Origin of the sequence: Pseudomonas sp. VD-NE ins (genome assembly GCF_031882575.1) — a bacterium.
Classification (GTDB): Bacteria; Pseudomonadota; Gammaproteobacteria; order Pseudomonadales; family Pseudomonadaceae; genus Aquipseudomonas; species Aquipseudomonas fluorescens_BZ.
The window spans coordinates 6,494,376-6,520,385 of the sequence record NZ_CP134772.1; the positions used below are offsets into that span (position 1 = coordinate 6,494,376).

The window sequence follows — 26,010 nt, forward strand, 5'->3', positions numbered from 1 at the left end:
CTTTTCTCCTTGCGGTTGTGGCCCTGGGGCCTATTCGAGTACCACTTCGAGGTCGAGGTGGCACAGCCTGCGATAAATCTCTTCCTTGCGTTCACGTACGGCATGGTTCTGCGGCAACAACTCGCAGCAACTGTGCAGCAGGTGCAGCACTTCCAATGCAAGATCGGGCTCCCAGGCGTGCAGGCCTGAGTCCTGTAATGTCTGATCGAGGGTTTCCAGCTGGTTCTTGGCCAGTTCGTATTTCTTGGCCATGAAGCACAGGCGCGCGAGGGCGAACTGCCAGAAGAAGCGCTCGCGGCCGCCGTGGGCGGATTGCAAACCCTGCTTGAGGGTCTGCACGGCAGGCTTCAGGCCTTCCTTGCGCAGCAGCGGCAGGACTTCTTCAAGAGCTTTTTCCCAGGCTGGCTGGGTTTCGACGTTTTCGCTTTCGACCTTGCGCGGCGCACTGGCGCTTTGCAGGTGCGGCATGACGTTGGCGGCAATCCACGCCCGGGTGGACGGATCGGCAAACGGCGCGCCGTCATGGAAGCGCAACTCGACAATGCCGGGCAGGCGCTGAACCAAAAGCGCGAAGTGGATTTCCACTTCGCGCATTGCCAACTCGGCGTTGAGGTTCTGGAGACATTCCCAGACCATCCTCTGGCCATCGAACCAGAACGGCGCCTTCGCCAGGCTCGCCTCCAGTTCCACCAGCAGGTCGGCGTATTTGCCCTGATCGAAACGGTCCTGATAGAGCTTGAGTTTTTCCAGCGGCAGCCCGCGCAATACGGTGATCTGCTCGGCGTTGCGCTCGGGTACTGCGTCGATGGTCATCCACAGCAGCGTGCGATTGAGGCGCAGGGCGCGCAGGTCGGTGGCTTTCTGCTTGAGCCACCAGGCGCACAACGGACGGGCGCTTTCCTGTTGGGCGCGCAGGGCTTTGTGCGCATCACGTTCGTTGTCGATCGGTGCGCCGGGGGTGAGCAACTGGCTCGCGGCCTGCTTGACCTGCGCCACCGCCGCACCGACCACACCGGGGGCCGGCTGATTGTCGGCCGCGCGCTGGATCATGGTTTTCAGGCGACGCGAGATCGGTAGCAGCAGTGGCGAATCATCGCCCAGATGCTCAGCACATGCCGCCTCAAGGCCGGACAGATGCTCGGAGAGCTGCCGGAACATCGGCAACTGCTCTTTGATCGCAATGTTTTCGGTGATGACCTGCTCGAGACGCGGCACCAGCCAGCCGATGGCGGCGGCACGGGTACGGGGTTTGAGCGGATGAACGTCGGCCCAGTTATTTTCCGACAGATGGTGCAGCAAACCGAGGCCGGCCAGCAGCCCGGGGAAGGATTCGCGCTGGTAAAGCGACCAGGTCAGCCAGGCGCCGACACGCAGATCCTTGGATTGGGTACGCAGCAGATTTTCGCTGTTTTCGCGGATTTTCAGCCAGTCGATCTGCCCGCTTTCGTGCATCGACGAGGCTTTGGCCAGCTCGCTTTCCAGGGCCTCGAATTCGCTCGAAAAACGAACGTCTTCGCCCGCGAAATTCTCTTTGGAAACAGAGACTTTAGCGAGTTCGAGGTAATGGGCGGAAAGTTTGCTTGAGTAGGACATCCATGGCCTTTATTAAGGATTACAGTCAGGCGCCTATTGGAGTAACCGTGGCGCGGGACAGTATCGAAGAGCGGTGGTGCGACTCATCCAATTGAGATGTGCTCTTTCAAGTGGGCGCATCGTAATCACTATGATGGCCACTAGCAAGCATCTGATTAAACAACAAGACGAAGTGTTCATTGGGGCCTGTAGGAGATTGCCCTATATGTCGCAAGGGAATCCCTGATAGTCATTTATATTCGCCACATTTCTCTCTCCCCTGCCAAAGCCCTGAGCTAGAGCGCTTCTGGGCGGCGAGGCGACATCCTGCCGGACGCCCGTCCCATTACAGGGCGGCAAGCATGACAACTCTTGAAAAAAATAGAAGTAGGACACTTCCGAAAATGCATCGGCCTCTTTGAACAATTCAGCGAGGACAATGACGAACAGAAAAAGTGCCATCAATTTGATGGCAAATTACTTTGTGAAACTTTCAGCGGCCGGAAACACTGCACATTCGTGCTAATTCAATAGTTATCGAACTCCCCTCCTACAGTCATTTCCTTCAATTCACACAACACCTTACAACCCGGAAGTCTCTGACAAATGTCAGAGACGGTTCTTACATCAATTTATTTCCCCCGCAGCTAGCGTGCCTTGGCAAATTTTTTACGCGTGGCGATCAGGGACGATCGAACACCGCGCAATGACTCACTTTGCTTAAGGACAAGCGTATGTTCGGTACGGGCAATTGCGCACTGTTTACCCTGCAGATTCCTGCTTTTCGTCACGACTTCAAGGTGCTTTCGTTTAACGGCGCTGAAGCCGTCGGTCAGCTGTATGCCATCCGTGTCGCACTGGTGAGCGAGCGGACTGATGTCGATCTGGAAGCGTTGCTAAGCCGACCTGCGTTCCTGCAATTCGGCGCCAATCAGGAAGGCATTCACGGGCGCATCGAAAACGTAATGCTGGCGGAGCCCGGCAAACGCCTGACTCGCTATGAGCTCACACTGGTGCCCGCGCTGCACTATCTGCAATTCAGTCGCGACCAACGGATTTTTCAGAACCTGACGGTGCCACAAATTGTTGCGCAGGTTCTGCAACGGCAGGGCATTCAGCCCGATGACTTCACCTTCAATGTCACCACCAGTCCGGTGCGTGAGTACTGTACGCAATACGGCGAAAGCGATTTCCGTTTTATCCAGCGCCTGTGCGCCGAGGACGGCATCGCGTGGCATCACCAGCACTCGGTCGACAGGCACTTGCTGGTGTTCAGCGACAGTCAGGTGTTTTTCCCCAAATTGGGTGCGACCCCTTTTCAGCCTGACAGCGGCATGGTTGCAGATTACCCGGTGGTCAATCACCTCACCATGGGCTTCAACACTCGCACCAGCACGGTCACCCGTCGCGACTATGACCTGAAACGCCCGAGCCTGTTGCTGGAGAGTCGCTTCACCGCCGAGTTCACGCCCGAACTTGAAGACTATCGCTATCCGCTGCTCATGACGTCTGAGAAACACGGCAAACGGCAGGTGCGCCAAGCATTGGAGCGGCACCGCAGCGACTATCAATGGATTGAGGGCAAGAGCAATCAAGCGACATTGCGCAGCGGTCATCTTTTCGACCTGACCGAACATCCGCGACCGGACTGCAACGAGATGTGGTTGCTGTTGAACATTGCTCATGAAGGTAAGCAGCCCCAAGTGCTGGAAGAGGCTTTCAGCAGCGATGACAAAACGGCTGATGGTTTCACTCAAGGTTATCGCAACACCTTCAAGGCAATCCCGGCCGATGTGCTCTATCGCCCGCCACTGCCAGCGCTAAGACCTGCGCTCGTCTGCCAGACCGCGCGAGTCACCGGGCCGCCCGGAGAAGAGATATTCTGCGACGAACACGGCAGGGTTCGCGTCGAGTTCCCTTGGGATCGCGCGGAACTAGATAGCGAAAAAAGCAGTTGCTGGTTACGTGTGGCCTCCAGTTGGGCTGGTGAAGGCTTCGGCGCGGTGTCCATTCCTCGGGTCGGGATGGAGGTGGTGGTGACCTTTCAGGAGGGCGATCCGGACCATCCGTTGATCACCGGCTGCGTGGTCAACAAGGTCAACGGCGTCGCTCATCCTCTGCCCGGCAACAAGACCCGAACGGTCTTGCGCAGTCAGAGCTCTCCGCACAATGGCGGGTACAACGAACTGTCGATCGAAGACCGTGCTGGCCAGGAGAAAATCTACCTGCGGGCTCAGCGCGATCTGGAACAACTGATCCTTAACGACAGCCACAGCCTGATTACCCGCGACCGCTTCGAGCAAATTGGCAATGACAGTACCAGCCTGATCGAGGGCAAGACGTTGCGCACCCACCAAGGTGTGCGCAGTACGCAGGTCAACGCCGATGACCTGCTCACGGTTAGCGGCATCAGCAGTCAATCGGTGGGAGCGCTGGTAATTCAGGCCGGCCAGCAGGCGCATGTCACCGCAAGCAACGTGGTGATCGACGCTGGCATGAGCCTGACGCTGTCGGCGGGCGGACACCACATCGTCATCAACGCCGGCGGGATTTTCAGCAGCGTGCCCATCGTCGAGGGCGGTGCGCCGTTGGCGGGCATCGAGCCACTCCAGCCGCTGCAGGCAGTGGGCGGCATCGCCCCTCCTGTCAGTGCCACACCGCTGTCGATCGTCAACAGTGCTCGCCAGCAAGCGGCGGATTATTGCCCGCTGTGCGAAGCCTGTGCGGCTGGGCAGTGCGGCCTGGGAGAAGTCGCATGAACCGGGTAGAACTATGGCTGCACGAGCAGTCCCGCGGCGGACGTGATCTGTTTCTGATGCTCGACTCCGACGGTCAGAGCGAAGCACGCACGGCGCTGGCCTCCGACCTCGGCACTGAGCGATTTCGTCATTTGTACGCGGGCACGGCGGCTGAGTCATTGGCGCAAACCGGCCCGCTGCTTTTGCAGATCGACACGGCGCGCCACCCCGTCATCCTGTCATTGCTCGACACACCCGATCGCCATTGGGGTTGGCTGGCCAGCGCCGAGCATGTCGCTCTGGATGATCTGGCAAGCCATTGGCGCGAGCGCGTGGTGACCGGTGAACGCCCCAACCTGGCGGTGTATCGCGTGCATGACAACCGCGTGCTCGGACGCGCGCTGGCGCATCTGCAACCCGAGCAATACGCAGCGTTGCTCGGGCCGGTCAGCAGCATCTGTTACTGGCATGCCGGGCAATGGAACGTCGCCGACAACCCGGACCCCGGCGAACACCCGCTGCCCATCGACCCGCCATGGCTGCAGACGCCTACACCGGAGCTGATTTACGCAAACGTGCTGTTCGACAACACCCGCCGTTATTTGGTGGGCGAGCACACCGAAGCAATGGCCAAGCTAGCGGAGCACGTCGACATCGATGACTGGCTGTGGGGACAGATTCAACTGACGCGCCTGTGGGGCTGGCAGCAACCGGAGCAAGTGCACTTTTTGCTGGCCCAAAGTCTTCAGCTACCGGGGTATGTGCCGCCCAAGTCATGGTTGCCGAAACCTGAAGAGGGCCCGGCGGCGCATTTTGAGCGGGTGTATCGCATGTGCTGTATTGGCAGGAGAGCGGCCCCCTATGAGACGTGCATTTCAACATCTGGCACTTGGCAGCTGCACTGCATTGATCCTGGGCTGCTCTGCGGTTGGTACGCCGAACACGTTTACTTTTGTTCCTGACTTTCCACCCAACTTCAAATACGACCTGACGGCCACCTATGTTCCCGCCAAAGATCAAACATGCTCGGTACCCGGTGGAAAAGGTACTCAGCTTGGGTTCAACAAAACCAACATGAAATACGCAGGTACCTCTGTAGTCCCGCTTTACAGAACCGTAAGCGACTGCCCGCTGGCGCTGAACCATGTGGAGATCAAGGTCATCGGTGTTTTTGGTCCGGAGCGAAGTGACAGCAGTTATGACTACGCCTCATTTGCGGTGCGCCCGGAGTTGCTGGAGCGACAAATGGGTACTTTCAGAGATGACGAGACAGCTGAGTTCTTCGGTGAGTGTATGTGGTCCTTCCGCACGGTGGGGCCGAAGCGTTACCTGATCAAACTCCTGACCTGCAAAAAAATGGATGCGCAGGGCAATGTCGGGCGAAGCCGTCCTTCAACGGCGTACACGCTGACTCAGCTTTCTGGAAAAAAGGTAATTCTGAAGATCCAATTGTCTGAGCGGGAAAAGCCGGCTTTTGGTGACACCTGGGTAAAAGTGCCAGGCGGATGGAAGCGCTGCATGGGGAAAGCCTTTGAGGATCAGGATGCGTTCTGCTTCGGCAATTACAAAGACTTCAGCACCTTCAGGATGGTGGATGAGCGGATCTGCACCATTTACCCCGGCTGTACGGAAAACAAGGACGAGACCCCATGACGGATCAAAAGACACCGCATTCGCAGGTGTATTCCCCGCACCTCAAACGAGTCCTTCAATGCCTGACATTGAGCACTTGTCTTGCTTTGACATCGGGTTGTTCGGCTGTGGGCAAACCCAACACATTCATCTTTGTTCCCGACCTCCCACCCAACTTCAAATACGAACTGAAAGCCATCTACCTGCCCCTCGAAGGAGAAACGTGCAGAGTCGCGGGAAAGCCGGATTTCTGGGTCAGCTTCAATAAACCCAATATGGAGTACGTCAGCACTGCGGAAATCGAGCTGTACAAAACTGCGAGCGACTGCCCGCTGGTGCTGAACCATGTGGAGATCAAGATCATCGGCGTTTTTGGCCCGGAACGGAGTGATAGCAGCTATGACTACGCCTCATTTGCCGTGCGTCCGGAGTTGCTGGAGCGACAAATGGGTACTTTCAGAGATGACGAGACAGCTGAGTTCTTCGGTGAGTGTATGTGGTTTTTTCGCACCGTCAGTCCCAAGCGTTACCTCATAAAAATGTTGAGATGCAAAAAAATGGATGAGCAGGGCAATGTTGGTCAAAGCCGCCCCTCCACGGCGTACACGCTGACTCAGCTAGCGGGAATAACCGTAAGGCTGAAGATCAAGTTGGCTGATGAAGAAAGGCCCGGCTGGGGTGACACCTGGGTTGAAGTTCCCGGTGGCTGGAAGCGCTGTTTGGGTGAAGGCATGGAAGATCAGCGTGGTTACTGCAATGGGAATTACAAGGACTTCAGCACCTTCAGGATGGTAGATGAGCGCATCTGCACCATTTACCCCGGCTGTACGGAAAACAAGGACGAGAGCCCATGACGGATCAAAAAACACCGCATTCGCGGGTGTATTTCCCCCACTTCAAACGAGTCTTTCAGTGCCTGACATTGAGCACTTGTCTTGCTTTGACATTGGGTTGTTCGGCTGTGGGCAAACCCAACACATTCATCTTTGTTCCCGACCTCCCACCCAACTTCAAATACGAACTGAAAGCCATCTACCTGCCCCTCGAAGGAGAAACGTGCAGAGTCGCGGGAAAGCCGGATTTCTGGGTCAGCTTCAATAAACCCAATATGGAATATGTCAGCACTGCGGAAATTGAGCTGTACAAAACAGCGAGTAACTGCCCGCTGGTGCTGAACCATGTGGAGATCAAAATCATCGGCGTTTTTGGCCCAGGACGTAGTAACAGCAGCTATGACTACGCCTCATTTGCCGTGCGTCCGGAGTTGCTGGAGCGACAAATGGGTACTTTCAGAGATGACGAGACAGCTGAGTTCTTCGGTGAGTGCATGTGGCTTTTTCGCACCGTCGGGCCGAAGCGTTACCTGATCAAACTGCTGACCTGCAAAAAAATGGATGCGCAGGGCAATGTCGGGCGAAGCCGCCCTTCCACGGCGTACACGCTGACTCAGCTAGCGGGAATAACCGTAAGGCTGAAGATCAAGTTGTCCGACGAGGAAGAGCCCTACATGGGTGACACATGGGTAAAGCAGCCAAATGGATGGAAGCGTTGCATGGGGAAAGGCTTCGAAGATCAACATGCTTTTTGTTATGGCAATCACAAGGACTTCAGCACCTTCAGGATGGTGGACGAGCGCATCTGCACTATTTACCCCGGCTGCACGGAAAACAAGGATGAGACCCCATGAGCATTGAACCGTTAGATCCAAACGTCGCAGAGTTTATGCAAGGCAGCATCCACGCCTGCCCAAGGCGCGGGCATTCGACGAGTTTTCAATTAGTGGACGAATTTGGTGATGGCAAACCCTACGCCGGGTTGACCTACGAAATCATTGATCACGAGGACACCGTTTACACGGGCAAACTGGACGCTAAGGGATCCGGAAATGTGAAAAACCATTTTTGTGGGCCCGTGGTACTTAAGCTCACTCATTCGTATAAAGGAAGAAATGATGATTACAGCGAGTTGATTCGCAGGAAACACTACCCCCTCCCCATCACTGAACTCCAAGTGCGCGCCGAAAAAACCCGTTTTTTCCACAAAACAGGCGTACGTACCCAAGCCAACCCAGCAAAAGACCTCGCCGAAACCAATGCTTACTGCCAGATAGAAGTCAGCGAACTGGTAAACCACATTGCGCACTTGCCGCCTCTGGCCCTGCGGCGAGATCCACCGAACATGGTGGTACATAAACTGATGCGCCCGGCGCCAAAATCCAGAAGCTTCGCCGTCGTCGATAGATCCGCGCTTGATGCCGGACTGAGCGTCCTCTTCAGTAAAGCGGATATGGCTACGGTCGAACTTGGATTCTTCCCACCGCCTCCCAAACCCGAGGGCATCGCCCTGTTGCCCAACAAGCATCACGTGCTGGAAGTACGCCCGATGAGGGCACTACGGCCCATGCTGTCGACCGGCGACGAATTCTGCGCACTCAACCTCTATCAACTGTCATTGATGGCCACGCTGAGCTACACCGATTTCGGCCAAGAGCCGAACACCCAACCGGTGAGGACTGACAGCGTGACCTTCACCGTGCAACCCAGCAGCGGCCACTGGTTCGGCCATGCCCTGCCGCAGTTTGATGAACTGTGGAAAGTCGATGCCCTGCAAACGAAGAAGTTCTACCCCTTGTATGAGGAGGTTCCTTACTCGAAACGTCTGGAAGTGGTGCCGTTCGATCCATCGCTCTATCCCGAGGTAAACAACCCGGACTTGGGCGATCAGCAGGAGCACCCGGCCAAACTGCACTTTTTCGATGATCGCGATAAAGACAACAGTACAGACACCCAAGCCTTCATCACTCATCACGACGAATTGATATTAATCAGCGTACGCGGGACCAGTGAACTAAAACCCGATGCGATGCGAGATGGGGATGCCTATCAGGTTCCTTTTGAGGAAGGAGAAGGTAAGGTCCATCGCGGCTTCTACGGCGGTGCCCAAGCGATTTACCCGTTTGTGGTGAGTTATCTGGAGCGATTCTACAGCGGACAAAAACTGCTGATCACCGGGCACAGTCTGGGCGGGGCAATCGCACTGATCTTGTCCGAAATGCTACGGCGCGATCCACAGTTCCTACCGCAGATCGTCCTCTACACCTACGGCGCCCCTCGCGCCGGCGACACCACTTTCATCGAAAGTGCCAAGGCGTTGGTCCACCACCGCATCGTCAATCAGAACGACCCGGTTCCGAGCGTACCCGCCACATGGATGAATACCTTTGCCAACCCCAAGCCAATGTATATCGCCAACGGTGCAGTGCTGGTTATTACCCCGGCCGCCGGTTTTGCCTTGCTTGTCTGGGGAATGACCAACTTCTTTGGTGACGATTACGGCCATCACGGCGCACTGCGCCATTTCATGCCAGTGGTGTTTGGCAAGGAACACCAATCCTCCATTCTCTGGCAGCCGGGCTGCAGCATCATCAACGATCACGGCTGTGCCGAAGCCTTGCGAAATATCAATGGCTTGCCCAAGCGCGGCTCTTTTCTGAAGCAGCTCTTCGCGGCAGGCGATCACTCGATGGTCGGCAGCTACATCCCCGGCTGCTGGGCAAGCCTGCGCCGCTGGCAAGAGGCACAGCAGCTCAAACGCTCTTTGGTCACACCTCGGGAGTTCGAATGGGTCAGCGGCGCATTGGAAAATATCAGAAAGCAACTGCGTGCCGTTGAGCGCGAGATCCAGGCTCACCCCAGCGCCTATGTCCGTCACCAGGAAAGAAATCACAAGACCACGGTTCTCAACAACGAAATAGACAAAATCAAAATGACCCATGACCGCCTGGTCGCCCTGCGCGGCCAGCGGGTCACCGAAGCCGACGTTTACGGCAGCTATGCCGACCAGCCCGAGTGGGTGCAGGAAAACCTGCTGCGCTGGAACGCTCACCCGGAAAACCTCGTTCAGGAACAACTGGCGATGATTCCTCCCGCCGCCGAAGACCACGATGCCGCTATTGCCGCAATGACCGGCGGGCATGCCGTGGGAGCGCCGTATGAGTTGGATATCGATTCATTTGTGTAACGTTTTCCTACTCTTCTACGAACCACATGCTGAATCCGTTCAGGCCTCATTGGGCCTGAAGTCTGTCTTTGCGCCAAAGATAGTCCAACACCAATCCCCGCCGACAGCCACAATATGCACTTGGCACCTCATCACTGATACGGACATTGGCACATGGAAGAAAACAGAAGGCCCATCAAGACGCGTTCGGCGGGTTGGGCAAGGCGCATTACGGATGTGTTGGTCAAACGCGATATTTCCCCTAATCAGATCTCTGTCGTCAGCATGCTCTTCGCGCTGTTTGGCGCGATAACGCTGAACATCGACAACGGCGTGGCAGGTTCGATCTGCTGCATCATCGGCATTCAGTTGCGCCTGTTGTGCAACCTGTTCGACGGCATGGTGGCCATCGAAGGCGGTAAGCAGTCCGCCATCGGCAGTTTGTACAACGAGTTTCCCGATCGCGTGGCCGATAGTCTGCTGATCGTCGGGCTGGGTTATGCCATCGGGCAATCCGATCTTGGCTGGTTTGCTGCACTGGCCGCCGCGCTGACGGCGTATGTCCGGGTATTCGGTGGCTCTCTCGGTCTGACGCAGAGTTTCATGGGGCCGATGGCCAAGCAGCACCGGATGGCAGTGATGACGGTCGCGCTGGTGTTGAACGCGTTAGAAGCCAGCTATTACGCAACCCACTACGCTTTGCTGATCGCACTGGTGATTATTGCCATTGGCTCAGTTGTTACCTGCGGTACTCGAACACTCGCCATCGCCAGACAATTGAAGGGGAACGCTCATGTGGATCAGTAATGCGCTGATTTCGGTGCTGCGCTTCTTGATTGGTGTGACCGCTCGCTGGGAAAGCCCGCCAGACCTCACGCGCCAGCGAATCTACTACGCCAACCACACCAGCCACATGGACACGCTGGCGATCATCGCCGCGTTGCCGCCGGAAGCGCGCCGGAACGTCAAACCGGTCGCTGCTGCCGATTACTGGGGCAAGAACCGCTTCCTTTCGTACATCTCGCAGAAGGGCTTGAATGCGGTATTGATCGAGCGTAATCCGGCGCCCGGCACCAACGTGCTGGAGCCGATTTTCGATGTGGTGCGGGCCGGTCATTCGATCATCATCTTCCCCGAGGGCACGCGTTCCACTCAGGCGCTGCCGGGGGAGTTCAAGTCCGGGATTTTCCGCTTGGCCGAAACCTTTCCCGATGTCGACCTGGTACCGATCTACCTGGAAAACCTGCATCGCTCGATGCCCAAAGGCAAACATGTGCCGCTGCCGATCATTTGTACGATCCGGATCGGCGACCCGCTGCGAAGGATTGCCGGCGAAGAGAAACAGGTTTTTCTGGAGCGCGCGCGTGAAGCCATCGTGAGGTTGTCGAAATGAGTCTGGAAACCAAATTCCTCTGGTTCTTTGCGGCCATCGCCGCCCTGCTGGCGGTGGCTTCGCTTACTGGCCGAGTACTGGCCAAACGGGCCAACAGCGAAAGCTCGATCTCGACCATCGAAAACCTCAATCAGCGTGTCAACGCGTGGTGGGGGATGGTCATTATCTTCTTCGTGTCCTGGCTGCTCGGCCCGAATGCGACGGTGGTGCTGTTCGGCTTCATTTCGTTGTTTGCGCTGCGCGAGTTCATCACTCTGACGCCCACCGCGCGCGGTGACCACAACGCGTTGTTCTCGGCGTTTTTCATACTGATCCCGCTGCAATACCTGCTGATCGGCACCCATTGGTATTCGATGTTCACGCTGCTGGTGCCGGTGTATGCCTTCCTCTTGCTGCCGGCCATTGCCGTGTTGAGCCAAGACACCGAGGGCTTTCTGGAGCGCACGGCAAAAATCCAGTGGGGCGTGATGATCTGCATCTACTGCATCAGTCATGCACCAGCCCTGTTGTTGCTCGATCTTCAGGGATTTAGTGGCCAGAACGCGCTACTGCTGTTTTATCTGGTGTTCGTGGTGCAGATGAGCGATGTGCTGCAGTACGTGTTCGGCAAGCTCTTCGGCAAACACAAGGTCGCGCCGCTGGTGAGCCCGTCGAAGACCGTTGAGGGGCTGATTGGTGGCGGACTGTCGGCCACGCTGATCGGTGGCTGCATGTTCTGGATGACACCGTTCAGCTTTTGGCAATCGTTGCTGATGTCACTGGTGATTGTAGTGATGGGCTTTCTCGGCGGGCTGGTCATGTCCGCGATCAAACGCAGCCTGAGTGCCAAAGACTGGGGCACGATGATCAAGGGCCACGGTGGCATGCTCGACCGCATGGATTCGATCTGCTTCGCCGCACCGATCTTCTTTCACCTGACGCGGTATTTCTTCTCGGCCTGAGCCGGAATTCGCCAGGCACAAAAAATGGGCACCCGACCGCAATCGGTGTGCCCATTTTTTATTACGGTGTTCCCCCGCTATTCAGGGGATCCGCCGCAATTAAGGATTAACGCTGTCTTTCAACGATTTGCCTGGCTTGAACGCAACGGTGTTGCTGGCCTTGATTTTGACCGGTTCGCCGGTCTGCGGGTTTTTGCCGGTGCGGGCGCCGCGGTGGCGTTGCAGGAAGGTGCCGAAGCCGACCAGCGTGACGCTGTCCTTGCGGTGCAGAGCGCCGGTGATTTCTTCGAGAACGGCGTTGAGTACGCGGTTGGCCTGTTCTTTGGTCAGATCTGCTTTTTCAGCGATTGCAGCGGCGAGTTCTGGTTTACGCATTAGTGAAGCCCCTTTGACGGTTTTTTGTTGTTATGTCCGTGCTGTTCTCGTTGGAACAGCGCCCAAGGCGCCGCAGGCTCTACTCTGCGGCAGACGGGAGTGAGAATGGCACGCGGATACCGGCGGCGCCAGTCTCCCCGCGACCTTTGTAGGGGCAAAAGCGGGGTGATTCCGACAGAACGACCGGTATTTATGCCAGCAGGGCCGGAAGCTGTTTGTTCAGGGCGAGTTTTTCCATCACGGCTGCGCCGGTCAGCGCGTAACCGAGCAATTGGCCTTCGGCGCTGTGGCACAGGGCCTTGATGTCGGCGCCCTGCCCTTCAACCGTCCAGACACCTTCGCGGCCCCGTGGCGGTGGGGATACGACCAGCGGGCACACCGGGGTTTTCACGGTGATCGGCATCGGGCCGTAGCTCACGGCGGTCGGGTTTCCGGCGAGGGTTTGTGCCAGTGCTCGCGCACAGCTCATGAGGGGCATCACGTACAGCAGATTCAGCCCGTCGACTTCGGCACAATCACCCAAGGCGTAGATGTTGGCGTGGGAGGTTTTCAGATGGCGATCAACCACCACACCGCGATTGACCTGCACGCCGGCAGCCGCCGCCAGATCGATGCGTGGGCGCAGGCCGATGGCCGACACCACCACGTCGCAAGGAATGACCTGGCCGTCGGACAGATGCGCTTCGAGGCCGTCGGCGACTTTCTGCAATCGGGTCAGCACCGGGCCGAGGTGAAATTTCGCACCCAGGCTTTCCAGCCCGGCCTGCACCGCTGCCGCAGCGGCCGGGTGCAGCAGCATCGGCATGACTTGTTCGCACGGCGCCACCAGTTGCACTTCGTAGCCGCCAAGGATCAGGTCATTGGCGAATTCGCAGCCAATCAGGCCGGCACCGAGCAACAACACACGGCGCTTGCCCGCCGCAGCGGCACGGAAACGCGCGTAGTCTTCGAGATCGTTGATCGGGAACACCAGATCCGCGCCATCGCCTTCGATGGGCACACGCACGGTTTCCGCGCCCCAGGCGAGGATCAGGTCACGGTAATAAACTGCTTCTTCACCGATCCACAGGCGTTTGTGGCCGGCGTCGATGCCGCTGATGCGCGTGTGGGTGCGCACTTCGGCCTTCAACTGCTCGGCCATGGTGCCCGGCTCGGCCATGCTCAGGCCATCGGCGTCTTTGTTCTTGCCGAAACCGGTGGAGAGCATCGGTTTGGAGTAAGAGCGGCCGTCATCAGCCGTGATCAGCAGCAGCGGGGTTTCGCTGTCGAGCTTGCGAAATTCGCGAGCCAGGTTATAGCCCGCCAGGCCAGTGCCAATGATGACGACAGGTGCGCTCATGCCTTACTCCTTGTTTGTGCTTAGTTGATTTCGATCATTTCGAAGTCCATTTTGCCGACGCCGCAGTCCGGGCACAGCCAGTCTTCCGGTACGTCTTGCCACAGGGTGCCCGGCGCAATGCCGTCATCCGGCCAACCGTCGGCTTCGTTGTAGATCAGGCCACAGACGATGCATTGCCACTTTTTCATTCAGGTACTTCCTCAGGGTTCAGGCGTGGTGCCGGCGCGGATGGTCGATGGGTGTTGCGCTGCCATCCGGCTCAGGGCGTTTTGTACTGATGGAACCGGGCAGATGCAAGCGTGTTCGGCGCAACGGCGACCCGGATCAATCAATAGCGCAGCTCACCATGGTAAGCTCGCCGCCTCATTTGCGGCCAATAATGACTCATTGTGCAACATTCAAATGCCTGCCCGACCCCACTCTGGCTGACTCAAAGCCGACTGACGCCCCTCCCCGATTCGTTGACCCTCGACTGGCTGTTCGACGAAGGCTCCCTCACCCGCCGCCTGACCCGGCTGTCCAATGACGGCTTCAGCGTCACGCCACTGTTTGAAGGTTGGGACACCTTGCGCGCTGACGAATGTGCCGCGCTGGATCTGGCCGAGGGCAGCGAAGGCTGGGTGCGCGAGGTGTATTTGCGCGGCCACGGCGAGGCCTGGGTGTTTGCCCGCAGCGTGGCGTCGCGCGCCGCCTTGCAGGGCGATGGCTTGCACATGGATGAGCTGGGCAGCCGCTCGTTGGGCGAATTGCTGTTTTGCGATCAGGCGTTCCAGCGCCGCGCCATCGAAGTGTGCCACTACCCTGAACAATGGCTGCCACAAGCGGCGAAAGCGCCTGAGCTGTGGGGCCGTCGTTCGCGTTTTGACCGGGGCGCGCTGAGCGTATTGGTCGCGGAAATCTTCCTGCCGAGCCTGTGGAGCGCCGCCCGCGCCCATCCGGAGAACTGCTGATGTATCAGAGCCTGCTCAAGTCCCTGAACCGCTTGAACCCGCGCGCCTGGGATTTCATTCAGTTGACGCGGATGGACAAGCCGATCGGCATTTACCTGCTGCTGTGGCCGACGCTGTGGGCGCTGTGGATTGCCGGCAAAGGCTCGCCGTCGCTAGCCAACATCGTGATTTTCGTCCTCGGCGTGGTGCTGACCCGCGCCGGTGGCTGCGTGATCAACGACTGGGCCGATCGCAAGGTCGACGGCCACGTCAAACGCACCGCGCAACGGCCATTGGCGGCCGGCAGAATCAGTTCGAAAGAAGCGATGGTGTTCTTTGCGCTGTTGATGGGCGTGAGTTTTCTGCTGGTGCTGTGCACCAATGCGCCGACGATCTGGCTGTCGCTGGGCGGGCTGGCGCTGGCCTTCACTTATCCGTTCATGAAGCGCTACACCTATTACCCGCAAGTGGTGCTGGGCGCAGCGTTTTCGTGGGGCATGCCGATGGCGTTTACTGCCGAGACCGGTGAGTTGCCGGCGGCGGCGTGGCTGCTGTGGATCGCCAACCTGCTGTGGACGGTGGGTTACGACACCTATTACGCGATGACTGATCGCGATGATGATTTGAAGATTGGCGTGAAGTCGACGGCGATTCTGTTCGGCGAGGCGGATCGGGTAATCATCCTGAGTTTGCAGGCGTTGTCGCTGGGCTGCCTGTTGCTGGCCGGATCGAAGTTCGAGTTGGGCGTCTGGTTCCATCTCGGTTTGCTGGTGGCTGCCGGGTGTTATGCGTGGGAGTTCTGGTACACCCGCGATCGCGACCGCATGCGTTGTTTCAAGGCGTTTTTGCACAACCACTGGGCCGGGTTGGCGATTTTCGTCGGGATCGTGCTGGATTACGCGTTGCGCTGAAAACTCACAACTGTGGGAGCGAACCTGCTCGCAAAGGCGTCGTGTCAGTCAGCCAATGCGTTAACTGACACAGCGCTTTCGCGAGCAGGCTCGCTCCCACAGGGACGCAGTTGCTGCAGGACTCAGTGTTTCGGCATGTGCCACATGTCCTTGAACCCTTCCCCCTTCATGTCGCCTGGTTTTTCATCCATTTTGAAGGTGTAAAGCGGCTTGCCGTCATATGCCCATTGCATCATTCCGTCATCACGCTTGATGGGGGTGAATTTGCCTTCAGCCTTGGCTCCCGCCGGCGCCATCATCGGCGGCCAGTTCTTCGCGCAATCGCCGTTGCACATCGATTTACCGCCCGTGTCCTTGTCGAAGGTGTACACGGTCATGCCTTTGTGGTCGGTCATCATGCCGTCTTTCATCATGACCGGGTCAGCGGCGAACGCCATCGACGGTAATGCAACGGCAGCGGCAAGCAGCAGGGCTTTGAAAGAAACAGTCATTTGAGTCATGGAAACCTTCTTTTGTGGTTGTCAGGATTCGGACTTAGAGCTTAGTTCAGGATTTGCACAATCGCCGCCGGACTAAAATACTGTCACACGACTGCAATAATTCCGTTATCTAATGCGGCGCAAGACAGTTAAATGACAAGAGGATTAAGGCATGGTTGGCAGGAGCATTCTGATCGTCGACGACGAAGCGCCCATTCGCGAAATGATCGCCGTTGCGTTGGAAATGGCCGGCTATGACTGCCTCGAGGCAGAGAACTCGCAGCAGGCCCACGCCATCATCGTCGACCGCAAGCCGGACCTGATCCTGCTCGACTGGATGCTGCCCGGCACCTCCGGCATCGAGCTGGCCCGCCGCCTCAAGCGCGACGAGCTGACCGGGGACATCCCGATCATCATGCTCACCGCCAAGGGCGAAGAGGACAACAAGATCCAGGGTCTGGAAGTCGGTGCCGACGACTACATCACCAAACCGTTTTCCCCGCGCGAACTGGTCGCCCGCCTGAAAGCCGTGCTGCGCCGCGCCGGCCCGACCGACGGCGAAGCGCCGATTGAAGTCGGTGGCCTGCTGCTCGACCCGATCAGCCACCGCGTGACCATCGACGGCAAACCCGCCGAAATGGGCCCGACCGAATACCGTCTGCTGCAATTCTTCATGACCCACCAGGAACGCGCCTACACCCGTGGCCAGTTGCTGGATCAGGTCTGGGGCGGCAACGTCTACGTTGAAGAACGTACCGTCGACGTGCACATCCGCCGCCTGCGCAAGGCCCTCGGCGACGCCTACGAAAATCTGGTACAAACCGTGCGCGGCACCGGCTACCGGTTTTCCACCAAAGCATAAAAAACAGCTGCAAGCTTCTAGCTACAAGCGGCAAGTATCAGCGAGCCGCTCTGACTTGTAGCTTGCAGCTTGAAACTTGAAGCTGCGGCTAAGGACGCCCCCGTGAATCAAAATTGGCATGGCACCCTGATTCGCCACATGCTGCTGCTGGTCACCGCCTGCCTGGTGATCGGTCTGATCACCGGCTATTACGGCTGGAGCCTCGCGGCGGGCCTGGGGATTTATCTGGGCTGGACGCTCAAGCAATTGCTGCGGCTGCACGAATGGCTGCGCCAGCACCAACCCGACGAAGCACCGCCCGACGGCTATGGCCTGTGGGGCGAGGTGTTCGACAGCATCTACCATCTGCAACGCCGCGACCAACGTGTGCGCGGGCGCCTGCAAGCGGTGATCGACCGGGTTCAGGAATCCACCGCCGCGCTGAAAGACGCGGTGATCATGCTCGACAGCGACGGCAACCTGGAATGGTGGAACCGCGCCGCCGAAACCCTGCTCGGCCTCAAGACCCCGCAAGACAGTGGCCAACCGGTGACCAACCTGGTACGCCATCCGCGTTTCAAGGAATACTTCGAACAGGACAGCTACGCCGAGCCGCTGGAAATCCCCTCGCCAACCAATGACCGCGTGCGCATTCAGCTGTACCTGACCCGCTACGGCAACAACGAGCATTTGATGCTGGTGCGTGATGTCACGCGTATTCATCAGCTGGAACAGATGCGCAAAGACTTCATCGCCAACGTCTCCCACGAGTTGCGCACACCGCTGACGGTGATCTGCGGCTATCTGGAAACCCTGCTCGACAACGTCGAAGAAGTGAACCCGCGCTGGAGCCGTGCCCTGCAGCAAATGCAACAACAGGGCGGACGCATGCAGACACTGCTCAACGATTTGTTGCTGCTGGCGAAACTCGAGGCCACTGATTACCCGTCGGACAACCAACCGGTGCAGGTCGACTCGCTGCTGCAATCGATCAAGAGCGATGCGCAGCAATTGTCCGGCGCGAAGAACCAGCGCATCAGCCTCGAAGCCGATACCAGCCTGTTGCTCAAGGGTAGCGAGGCGGAATTGCGCAGCGCGTTTTCCAATCTGGTGTTCAACGCCGTGAAATACACCCCGGCCGAGGGCAACATCCGCATTCGCTGGTGGGGCGACGATCAGGGCGCGCACCTGAGCGTGCAGGATTCCGGGATCGGCATCGACAGCAAACACCTGCCGCGCCTGACTGAACGCTTCTATCGCGTCGACTCCAGCCGCAACTCCAACACCGGCGGCACCGGGCTCGGCCTGGCCATCGTCAAGCACGTGTTGTTGCGCCACCGCGCGCGCATGGAGATCAGCAGCGTGCCCGGACACGGCAGTACGTTCACCTGCCATTTCGCCCCGGCGCAAGTGGCCAGCGCACGGGCGATCAGCACCGCTGAGTAATGTCGCACTAGGCAATCGCCAGGTCAGCCGCTACATTGGCTGACTTGTGCCTGCCTTTCAGGCGCGACTTTTACCTCTCTTGAATCACACGGAACCCGCAAAACTCCATCATGGACCCTTCCCCTGGCTTGTCCCTCGCAACAATATTCGCCGATTTCGGCATGATCCTTTTTGCTCTGATCCTGGTTTTGCTCAACGGCTTTTTCGTTGCGGCGGAATTCGCCATGGTCAAACTGCGCTCGACCCGGGTCGAGGCCATCGCTGACCAGAACGGCTGGCGCGGGCACATCCTGCGCACCGTGCACAGTCAGCTCGATGCGTACCTCTCGGCCTGTCAGCTGGGTATCACCCTCGCCTCGCTTGGCCTTGGCTGGGTTGGTGAGCCGGCGTTCGCACACATCCTCGAACCGCTGCTGAGCGCGGTCGGCGTGCAGTCGCCGGAAATCGTCAAAGGCGTGTCGTTCTTCACCGCGTTCTTCATCATTTCCTACCTGCACATCGTGGTCGGCGAGCTGGCCCCGAAGTCGTGGGCAATTCGCAAACCGGAACTGCTGTCGCTGTGGACGGCGGTGCCGCTGTACCTGTTCTATTGGGCGATGTACCCGGCGATCTACCTGCTCAACGCCAGCGCCAACGCGATCCTGCGTATCGCCGGCCAGGGCGAACCCGGCCCGCACCACGAACACCATTACAGCCGCGAAGAACTGAAACTGATCCTGCACTCCAGCCGTGGCCAGGATCCGAGCGATCAGGGCATGCGTGTTCTGGCCTCGGCGGTGGAAATGGGCGAGCTGGAAGTGGTCGACTGGGCCAACTCCCGCGAAGACTTGATCACCCTCGAATTCAACGCGCCGCTGAAAGAAATCCTGGCGATGTTCCGTCGCCACAAGTTCAGCCGTTATCCGGTGTACGACAGCGAGCGCCAGGAGTTCGTCGGCCTGCTGCACATCAAGGATCTGCTGCTGGAACTGGCGGCACTGGACCACATTCCCGAGTCGTTCAACCTGGCTGAACTGACCCGCCCGCTGGAGCGAGTATCACGGCACATGCCGCTGTCGCAGTTGCTGGAGCAGTTCCGCAAGGGCGGCTCGCACTTCGCCGTGGTCGAGGAGGCTGACGGCAACATCATCGGCTACCTGACCATGGAAGACGTGCTGGAAGTGCTGGTCGGCGACATTCAGGACGAACACCGCAAGGCTGAGCGCGGCATCCTCGCCTATCAGCCGGGCAAGCTCTTGGTGCGTGGTGACACGCCGCTGTTCAAGGTGGAACGACTGTTGGGCATCGACCTTGATCACATCGAAGCGGAAACCCTCGCCGGTCTGGTCTACGAAACCCTGAAACGGGTGCCGGAAGAGGAAGAAGTGCTGGAAGTCGAAGGCCTGCGAATCATCATCAAGAAGATGAAAGGGCCGAAGATTGTGCTGGCCAAGGTGTTGATGCTGGATTGATGTTCTGACCCGGCACCGCGCCGATCCCTTCGCGAGCAGGCTCGCTCCCACCCTCGAATGCATTTCAACTGTGGGAGCGAGCCGGCTCCGGGCGGCGTTCCGACGAATGGGCCCGCAGGTGCAACACGTCACTGCTTGCCCAACGCAAAGTTGGGCAACGCCCCCAGCGGCTGGATGAACTGATACGGAATCGACACCAGCCCCTCCCCCGTATTGCGCTGCACTACAAAGTGCAGGTGCGGGCCGCTGCTGTTGCCGGTATTGCCCGACAGCGCCAGCGGACTCCCCACCGCTACCCTTTGCCCCTCGCGCACACTCACCGAGCCTTGCTTGAGGTGCAGGTACACACCCATGGTGCCGTCGTCGTGCAGCACTCGCACAAAATTGCCGGACGCATCCGAGCCACGCCCGGTTTGTGAATTCTCGGTTTTCACCACCACCCCCGCCCGCGCGGCAATGATCGGTGTACCCACCGGCATGGCGATGTCCATCGCATAGCGATTCTTCGGCCCATAGTGGCTGTACTGACCGTTGGCGCCCTGGCTCAGACGAAACGGTCCGCCACGCCATGGCAGAGGATAGCGATAGCCCTGCGCGATGCCTGTGGGGTCGCCGAGTGAATAATGGAACTGCGGCGTATACACCAGCGGCTGGCTACCCGATATTGCCGTCAGCAGCGCCAGACGCGTATTGCTGCGCGCCGGCAGCACCCGGTGGATGGTTTGTGCCGGGGCGCCGCGCACATTGCTCAGCCCGGTGAATGCCAGGGCAATTTTGACTGGCGCGTACAGATCGTTGCGCACGAAGACCACGTCGGTGCCCTTCTGCTTCTTGATATCGAGGAACACCTGCCGCTCCAGGCGCTCGACCATCCGGTCCTGAAAGACGAACACCTGCGCGCCTTTGCTCGGCCGGTCGCTATACGAGACCACGCCATTGGCATCGGTGGATTTGTAAATGGTCATGGCCACAGCCGAGGTGGAGGCTATGAAGAGACCACAGAAAAACAGCAGGCGCGCGAGCATGGGCAAGAGTCTGTCGAAGTAAGGCCTGGGAGTGAGCCTAGCAGCTGAGACAGACCAGGCTAGTCGACAGATGTTTCAAATTGGCAGGAGCGGGAGATGGGTGGTGTTTTGGCCCCTTCGTCTGAACGCCGCCCGGAGCAAGCTCGCTCCCACATTTGGAATGCATTCCAGGGTGGGAGCGAGCCTGCTCGTGAAGGCGGGCTGTCAGGCGACGAAGATCACGCGCCCGGAACGAAGTGCTTCTGCGCCGTACCGCGAGCGATCAGGCGGGAGATGTAGTCGAGCTTCTGCGCATCCTGATCGACGAAACGGAAGGTCAGTTGCAGCCAGTCGCTGTCCGGTTTCGGCTCAAACGCGACAACGGCGTGCAGGTAGCCGTTAAGGCGGGCGATCTCGGCGTTGTCGCCCTGCTCCAGGTCGAGCACGGCGCTGTCGAGGATCTGCGGCAAGGTGTCGGTGCGTTTCACCACCAACAACGCTTCCTTGATGCTCAGGGCCTTGATCACGCATTGCTGAGTACCGCTTGGCAGGCGCAATTGGCCTTGGCCACGACCGCTGGCCGGAGCCGAAGCGGCGACTGGCGCCTTGACCGGTGGGCTGTTGAGCAAGCCACGGGAAGGTGCAGCGGCGGGCGCTGGCGCGGCAGCAGCCGGTTTGGCGAACGGATTGACCGCAGCAGCTGCCGGCGCGCCGCCGACCACCGCAGGCTTGCCGCCGGTCAAGGCGCTCAGGGAGTCGTTGCCGAACGCCGAGTTCATTTTGGTCGGCGCGCTGTTCATCAGGGTGTCGAGCTTGCCGACCTTGTTCAGCGCCTGCTTGACCTTGGTCAGCAGTTGCTCGTTGGTGAACGGCTTGCTGACGTAGCCGGAAACGCCGGCCTGAATCGCCTGCACGACGTTTTCCTTGTCACCACGGCTGGTCACCATGACGAACGGCATGGTCTTGAGGTTGTCTTGCTCGCGGCACCAGGTCAGCAGTTCGAGACCGGACATTTCCGGCATTTCCCAGTCGCACAGCACCAGGTCGAACGCTTCCCTGGCCAGCATGGCCTGAGCCTTTTTACCGTTGACGGCGTCCTCGGTGCGGATCCCCGGGAAGTAATTACGCAGGCACTTTTTCACCAGGTCACGAATGAACGAAGCATCGTCCACGACCAACACACTGATCTTGCTCATCCAACACCCCTATTAAAATCCCGGCAAGCATAACGCTGGCTGATGGCACATTGCCAAAACTCTTCAGTCACGCCGGGACTTTTCGTTCGCGGGTGCTGCTTTTTAATTCGATCTGCCTTGTGAAAAGCACAAACAAAAACGCCCGGCCAAAGGGCCGGGCGCTTTTCTCAGGCAATCTTACTTATCGTCAGCATTGCCCGGAACATTAGCGGTTTCGCCGCTTGTGCCTTCAACTTCTTCTTTCATGCGCTTGAGGCCCATGTGGCGCACGTCGGTGCCGCGCACCAGGTAAATGACCAATTCGGAGATATTACGCGCGTGGTCGCCGATGCGTTCCAGCGAACGCAGCACCCAGATAATGCTCAAGACCCGCGAGATAGAGCGCGGGTCTTCCATCATGTAGGTCGCCAGTTCACGCAGCGCGGTCTTGTATTCGCGGTCGATGATCTTGTCGTACTGCGCCACCGACAACGCCAGATCGGCGTCGAAACGGGCAAACGCGTCCAGCGCATCACGGACCATGTTGCGCACCTGATCGCCGATGTGGCGAACCTCGACGTAACCGCGCGGCGCTTCGCCTTCTTCGCACAATTGAATCGCTCGGCGGGCGATCTTTGTCGCTTCGTCACCGATGCGCTCAAGGTCGATCACCGATTTGGAAATGCTGATGATCAAACGCAGGTCGGACGCCGCCGGCTGACGACGGGCGAGAATGCGCAGGCATTCTTCGTCGATGTTGCGTTCCATCTGGTTGATCTGGTCGTCGATCTCGCGCACCTGCTGAGCCAGACCGGAATCGGCCTCGATCAGCGCGGTCACCGCGTCGTTGACCTGCTTCTCGACCAGCCCGCCCATGGCCAGGAGGTGGCTGCGCACTTCCTCAAGCTCGGCGTTGAACTGCGCAGAGATGTGATGAGTGAGGCCTTCTTTGGAAATCATGCATTCGCTCCGAAAAAGCGTTTAACCAAGAGCTGCAAGCTACAAGCTGCAAGCTGTTATGTGGTGATCCATGCCGCTTCGCTTCTAACTTGCCGCTTGAAGCTTGCCGCTCGCAGCCGCTTCAATCAGCCATAACGACCGGTGATGTAGTCTTCGGTCTGCTTCTTCGCCGGATTGGTGAACAGGGTATCGGTGTCGCCGAATTCCACCAGTTTGCCCATGTACATGAACGCCGTGTAGTCGGACACCCGCGCGGCCTGTTGCATGTTGTGGGTCACGATGACGATGGTGAACTTGGACTTCAGCTCGTAGATCAGCTCTTCAACCTTCAGGGTCGAGATCGGGTCGAGGGCCGAGCACGGTTCGTCGAGCAGCAGCACTTCCGGCTCAACCGCGATGGTACGGGCGATGACCAGACGCTGTTGCTGACCACCGGACAGACCGAGTGCCGATTCATGCAGACGGTCTTTGACTTCGTCCCACAGTGCCGCGCCTTTCAACGCCCACTCGACCGCTTCGTCAAGGACGCGCTTCTTGTTGATGCCCTGGATGCGCAAGCCGTAGACCACGTTTTCATAGATGGTCTTCGGGAACGGGTTGGGCTTCTGGAACACCATGCCGACGCGACGACGCAGCTCGGCAACGTCCTCGCCTTTGCGATAGATGTTGTTGCCGTACAGGTTGATCGCGCCTTCGACACGGCAGCCGTCAACCAGATCGTTCATGCGGTTGAAGGTGCGCAGCAGCGTCGACTTACCGCAGCCGGACGGGCCGATGAAGGCGGTCACGCGCTGTTTCGGAATGTTCATGCTGACGTCGAACAATGCTTGTTTCTCACCGTAGTACAGGCTCAGGCCCGGCACTTCGATGGCAACGGTTTCCTGTTCGAGACTGAGGCTCTGCTTGTCGCGGCCCAAGGCAGACATGTTGATGCCGTGGGTATGTGCTTCGTGCTGCATGGGAGGCTCCCTGTGCTAACAAATTCGGTTTGTTGAACCGCTGGCCAAACCAGCGGGTAACGCAAATTCAGTTTTTGTCGCGATCCCTGTGGGAGCTGGCTTGCCAGCGATGGCATCACTGCGGTGTAACTGAAACACCGCGTCGCCTGCATCGCTGGCAAGCCAGCTCCCACAGGATTTGTGTTAACTGTCCAAAGCTTTGTATTTTTCGCGCAGGTGGTTGCGGATATACACCGCCGACAGGTTCAACGTGGCGATCACCAGCACCAGCAACAGCGCCGTGGCGTACACCAGCGGACGGGCCGCTTCGACGTTCGGGCTCTGGAAGCCGACGTCATAGATGTGGAAGCCCAGGTGCATGATCTTCTGATCCAGGTGCAGGTACGGGTAGTTGCCGTCCACCGGCAGCGACGGCGCCAGTTTCACCACACCCACCAGCATCAGCGGCGCCACTTCACCGGCGGCGCGAGCCACGGCGAGGATCATGCCGGTCATCATTGCCGGGCTGGCCATCGGGATCACAATCTTCCACAAGGTTTCAGCCTTGGTTGCGCCGAGGGCCAACGAGCCTTCACGCACGGTACGTGGAATCCGCGCCAGACCTTCCTCGGTCGCCACAATCACCACCGGCACCGCCAGCAGTGCCAGAGTCAGCGAGGCCCAGAGCAGACCCGGGGTACCGAAGGTCGGTGCCGGCAATGCTTCAGGGAAGAACAAGCGGTCAACCGAACCACCCAGCACGTAAACGAAGAAGCCCAGACCGAATACGCCGTAAACGATCGCAGGTACACCCGCCAGGTTGTTCACCGCGATACGGATGATCCGCGTCAGGGTGTTCTGCTTGGCGTATTCCCGCAGGTACACCGCGGCCAGTACGCCGAACGGGGTGACGATCATCGCCATGATCAGGGTCATCATCACGGTGCCGAAGATCGCCGGGAAAATCCCGCCTTCGGTGTTCGCTTCACGCGGGTCGTCCGAAAGGAACTCCCAAATCTTGCTGAAGTAGAAACCGACCTTGGTGAAGGTGCTCATCGCGTTCGGCTGGTAAGCGTGAACCACTTTGCCCAGACCGATTTCGATCTCTTTGCCGTTGGCATCACGAGCGGTCAGCGCGTCGCGATTGAACTGCGCATGCAGATCGGCCAGACGCGCTTCGATGTCCTGATAACGCGCATTCAGCTCGGCACGCTCGGACTCCATGTCCGCTTGCGCGGTGGCGTCGAGCTTGCCTTCCAGTTCCAGTTTGCGACCGTGCAGACGGATGCGTTCCAGTCCGGCGTTGATTGCACCGATGTCGGTTTTTTCCAGCGACTTCAGTTGTGCCGCCAGACCGTTTACCCGGTTGATCCGCGCTTGCAGCTCAGGCCATGCAGCCTCGCCTTCGGCGATGACCTTGCCGTCCTGTTTGACGTTGACCAGGTAGCCGTAGAAGTTGCCCCACTCGCGACGTTCGATCGCCATCAATTCTGGCGGCGTAGTCTGGTTGGTCAGCCACTCACCGACGATCCAGGTGAAGTCGTTGCCGTTCAGGTCACGGTTGCCGACCTTGATCAGCTCGCGGGTCATGAATTCCGGGCCTTCATCCGGCACCGGCAAACCGGCGCTCTTCAGACGGGCACGGGGCACTTCTTCTTTCTGTACCACTTCACCGACGACCAGGTGATTGGCCTGACCCGGTACGTCGTAATTGGCGTGGACCAGGTCTGCCGGCCAGAAGTGACCCAGACCGCGCACGGCAATCACTGCCAGCAGGCCAATGGTCATGATGACCGCGATGGACACCGCGCCACCGCTGATCCAGACGCCCGGGGCGCCGCTCTTGAACCATCCTTTCAGGGAGTTCTGTTTCACAGACTTCTACCT

The 26,010-nt window shown here is 58.7% G+C and carries 24 protein-coding genes; 14 read left to right on the forward strand and 10 right to left on the reverse strand.

The genetic code is table 11. From position 1 onward, the window contains the following. Positions 1–30: 30 nt before the first annotated feature. Entirely contained in the window at positions 31–1,593 is a 1,563-nt protein-coding gene (gene tssA / locus RMV17_RS29145) for a type VI secretion system protein TssA (protein WP_007920270.1), read from the reverse strand. A 713-nt stretch (positions 1,594–2,306) separates the two neighbouring features. Here tssA and tssI point away from each other — a divergent pair. The 9 genes from tssI (at position 2,307) to RMV17_RS29190 (ending at position 12,275) form a co-directional block, all read left to right on the forward strand. Further along, positions 2,307–4,331, forward strand: a complete 2,025-nt coding sequence (gene tssI / locus RMV17_RS29150) for a type VI secretion system tip protein TssI/VgrG (protein WP_311884374.1) — start codon at positions 2,307–2,309, stop codon at positions 4,329–4,331. Continuing rightward, complete coding sequence (locus RMV17_RS29155; RefSeq protein WP_311884376.1) at positions 4,328–5,272, forward strand: DUF4123 domain-containing protein; 945 nt, start codon at positions 4,328–4,330, stop codon at positions 5,270–5,272. The genes tssI and RMV17_RS29155 overlap by 4 nt, the downstream gene beginning before the upstream one ends. Beyond that, complete coding sequence (locus RMV17_RS29160; RefSeq protein WP_311884378.1) at positions 5,172–5,963, forward strand: hypothetical protein; 792 nt, start codon at positions 5,172–5,174, stop codon at positions 5,961–5,963. Before RMV17_RS29155 ends, RMV17_RS29160 begins: the two co-directional genes overlap by 101 nt. Beyond that, entirely contained in the window at positions 5,960–6,796 is an 837-nt protein-coding gene (locus RMV17_RS29165; protein WP_311884380.1) for a hypothetical protein, read from the forward strand. The genes RMV17_RS29160 and RMV17_RS29165 overlap by 4 nt, the downstream gene beginning before the upstream one ends. Beyond that, on the forward strand, positions 6,793–7,629 hold the full coding sequence (locus RMV17_RS29170) for a hypothetical protein (protein ID WP_311884382.1): 837 nt from the start codon (positions 6,793–6,795) through the stop codon (positions 7,627–7,629). The genes RMV17_RS29165 and RMV17_RS29170 overlap by 4 nt, the downstream gene beginning before the upstream one ends. Further along, positions 7,626–9,962: a lipase family protein gene (locus RMV17_RS29175; protein ID WP_311884384.1), complete on the forward strand. Its 2,337-nt coding sequence runs from the start codon at positions 7,626–7,628 to the stop codon at positions 9,960–9,962. Before RMV17_RS29170 ends, RMV17_RS29175 begins: the two co-directional genes overlap by 4 nt. 153 nt (positions 9,963–10,115) lie before the next feature. Further along, positions 10,116–10,748 (forward strand): CDP-alcohol phosphatidyltransferase family protein, encoded by a 633-nt coding sequence (locus RMV17_RS29180; RefSeq protein WP_311884387.1) that lies wholly within the window; start codon positions 10,116–10,118, stop codon positions 10,746–10,748. Further along, positions 10,735–11,334, forward strand: a complete 600-nt coding sequence (locus tag RMV17_RS29185; RefSeq protein WP_311884389.1) for a lysophospholipid acyltransferase family protein — start codon at positions 10,735–10,737, stop codon at positions 11,332–11,334. The genes RMV17_RS29180 and RMV17_RS29185 overlap by 14 nt, the downstream gene beginning before the upstream one ends. Then, positions 11,331–12,275, forward strand: coding sequence for a phosphatidate cytidylyltransferase (locus tag RMV17_RS29190; RefSeq protein ID WP_311884391.1), 945 nt, complete (start codon positions 11,331–11,333; stop codon positions 12,273–12,275). The genes RMV17_RS29185 and RMV17_RS29190 overlap by 4 nt, the downstream gene beginning before the upstream one ends. 99 nt (positions 12,276–12,374) lie before the next feature. On the opposite strand, the gene RMV17_RS29195 is transcribed toward RMV17_RS29190, so the two are convergent. The 3 genes from RMV17_RS29195 to RMV17_RS29205 all read right to left on the reverse strand — a co-directional run bounded on the left by RMV17_RS29195 (position 12,375) and on the right by RMV17_RS29205 (position 14,177). Further along, entirely contained in the window at positions 12,375–12,650 is a 276-nt protein-coding gene (locus tag RMV17_RS29195; protein WP_003213368.1) for an HU family DNA-binding protein, read from the reverse strand. Between the two features lie 190 nt (positions 12,651–12,840). Next, positions 12,841–13,989, reverse strand: coding sequence for an FAD-dependent oxidoreductase (locus RMV17_RS29200; protein WP_108224954.1), 1,149 nt, complete (start codon positions 13,987–13,989; stop codon positions 12,841–12,843). A gap of 20 nt (positions 13,990–14,009) precedes the next feature. Continuing rightward, a complete protein-coding gene (locus RMV17_RS29205; RefSeq protein ID WP_003437744.1) occupies positions 14,010–14,177 on the reverse strand; it encodes a rubredoxin in 168 nt (55 codons plus the stop codon). Between the two features lie 201 nt (positions 14,178–14,378). On the opposite strand from RMV17_RS29205, the gene RMV17_RS29210 reads away from it, so the two are divergent. Both RMV17_RS29210 and ubiA read left to right on the forward strand, forming a co-directional pair. Continuing rightward, positions 14,379–14,939 carry a chorismate lyase gene (locus RMV17_RS29210; RefSeq protein ID WP_116028548.1) on the forward strand — a complete coding sequence of 187 codons (561 nt, stop codon included), beginning with the start codon at positions 14,379–14,381 and terminating at the stop codon, positions 14,937–14,939. Continuing rightward, positions 14,939–15,829 (forward strand): 4-hydroxybenzoate octaprenyltransferase, encoded by an 891-nt coding sequence (ubiA, locus tag RMV17_RS29215; protein ID WP_311884395.1) that lies wholly within the window; start codon positions 14,939–14,941, stop codon positions 15,827–15,829. The genes RMV17_RS29210 and ubiA overlap by 1 nt, the downstream gene beginning before the upstream one ends. 122 nt (positions 15,830–15,951) lie before the next feature. Here the strand turns inward: ubiA and RMV17_RS29220 are convergent, their stop codons facing one another. Continuing rightward, positions 15,952–16,329 carry a hypothetical protein gene (locus tag RMV17_RS29220; RefSeq protein WP_250605636.1) on the reverse strand — a complete coding sequence of 126 codons (378 nt, stop codon included), beginning with the start codon at positions 16,327–16,329 and terminating at the stop codon, positions 15,952–15,954. A gap of 151 nt (positions 16,330–16,480) precedes the next feature. Here RMV17_RS29220 and phoB point away from each other — a divergent pair, with 151 nt between their 5' ends. From phoB to RMV17_RS29235, 3 genes are all read left to right on the forward strand, one after another. Then, positions 16,481–17,170 carry a phosphate regulon transcriptional regulator PhoB gene (gene phoB, locus RMV17_RS29225; protein ID WP_007896474.1) on the forward strand — a complete coding sequence of 230 codons (690 nt, stop codon included), beginning with the start codon at positions 16,481–16,483 and terminating at the stop codon, positions 17,168–17,170. Between the two features lie 138 nt (positions 17,171–17,308). Continuing rightward, positions 17,309–18,595: a phosphate regulon sensor histidine kinase PhoR gene (gene phoR / locus RMV17_RS29230; protein WP_311887101.1), complete on the forward strand. Its 1,287-nt coding sequence runs from the start codon at positions 17,309–17,311 to the stop codon at positions 18,593–18,595. Between the two features lie 110 nt (positions 18,596–18,705). Next, the gene (locus RMV17_RS29235; RefSeq protein ID WP_007920256.1) at positions 18,706–20,046 is read left to right on the forward strand and encodes a hemolysin family protein; all 1,341 of its coding nucleotides are present in this window, start codon (positions 18,706–18,708) and stop codon (positions 20,044–20,046) included. 128 nt (positions 20,047–20,174) lie between these two features. On the opposite strand, the gene RMV17_RS29240 is transcribed toward RMV17_RS29235, so the two are convergent. The 5 genes from RMV17_RS29240 to pstA all read right to left on the reverse strand — a co-directional run bounded on the left by RMV17_RS29240 (position 20,175) and on the right by pstA (position 25,998). Beyond that, positions 20,175–21,071 (reverse strand): M23 family metallopeptidase, encoded by an 897-nt coding sequence (locus tag RMV17_RS29240; RefSeq protein ID WP_311884400.1) that lies wholly within the window; start codon positions 21,069–21,071, stop codon positions 20,175–20,177. Positions 21,072–21,289: 218 nt separating this feature from the next. Next, positions 21,290–22,246: a response regulator gene (locus tag RMV17_RS29245; RefSeq protein ID WP_123593496.1), complete on the reverse strand. Its 957-nt coding sequence runs from the start codon at positions 22,244–22,246 to the stop codon at positions 21,290–21,292. Between the two features lie 177 nt (positions 22,247–22,423). After that, the gene (gene phoU / locus RMV17_RS29250) at positions 22,424–23,185 is read right to left on the reverse strand and encodes a phosphate signaling complex protein PhoU (protein ID WP_016985766.1); all 762 of its coding nucleotides are present in this window, start codon (positions 23,183–23,185) and stop codon (positions 22,424–22,426) included. Between the two features lie 125 nt (positions 23,186–23,310). Then, the gene (gene pstB, locus RMV17_RS29255; RefSeq protein ID WP_311884406.1) at positions 23,311–24,144 is read right to left on the reverse strand and encodes a phosphate ABC transporter ATP-binding protein PstB; all 834 of its coding nucleotides are present in this window, start codon (positions 24,142–24,144) and stop codon (positions 23,311–23,313) included. A gap of 183 nt (positions 24,145–24,327) precedes the next feature. Beyond that, positions 24,328–25,998: a phosphate ABC transporter permease PstA gene (gene pstA / locus RMV17_RS29260; RefSeq protein ID WP_034152105.1), complete on the reverse strand. Its 1,671-nt coding sequence runs from the start codon at positions 25,996–25,998 to the stop codon at positions 24,328–24,330. Positions 25,999–26,010: the final 12 nt, after the last annotated feature.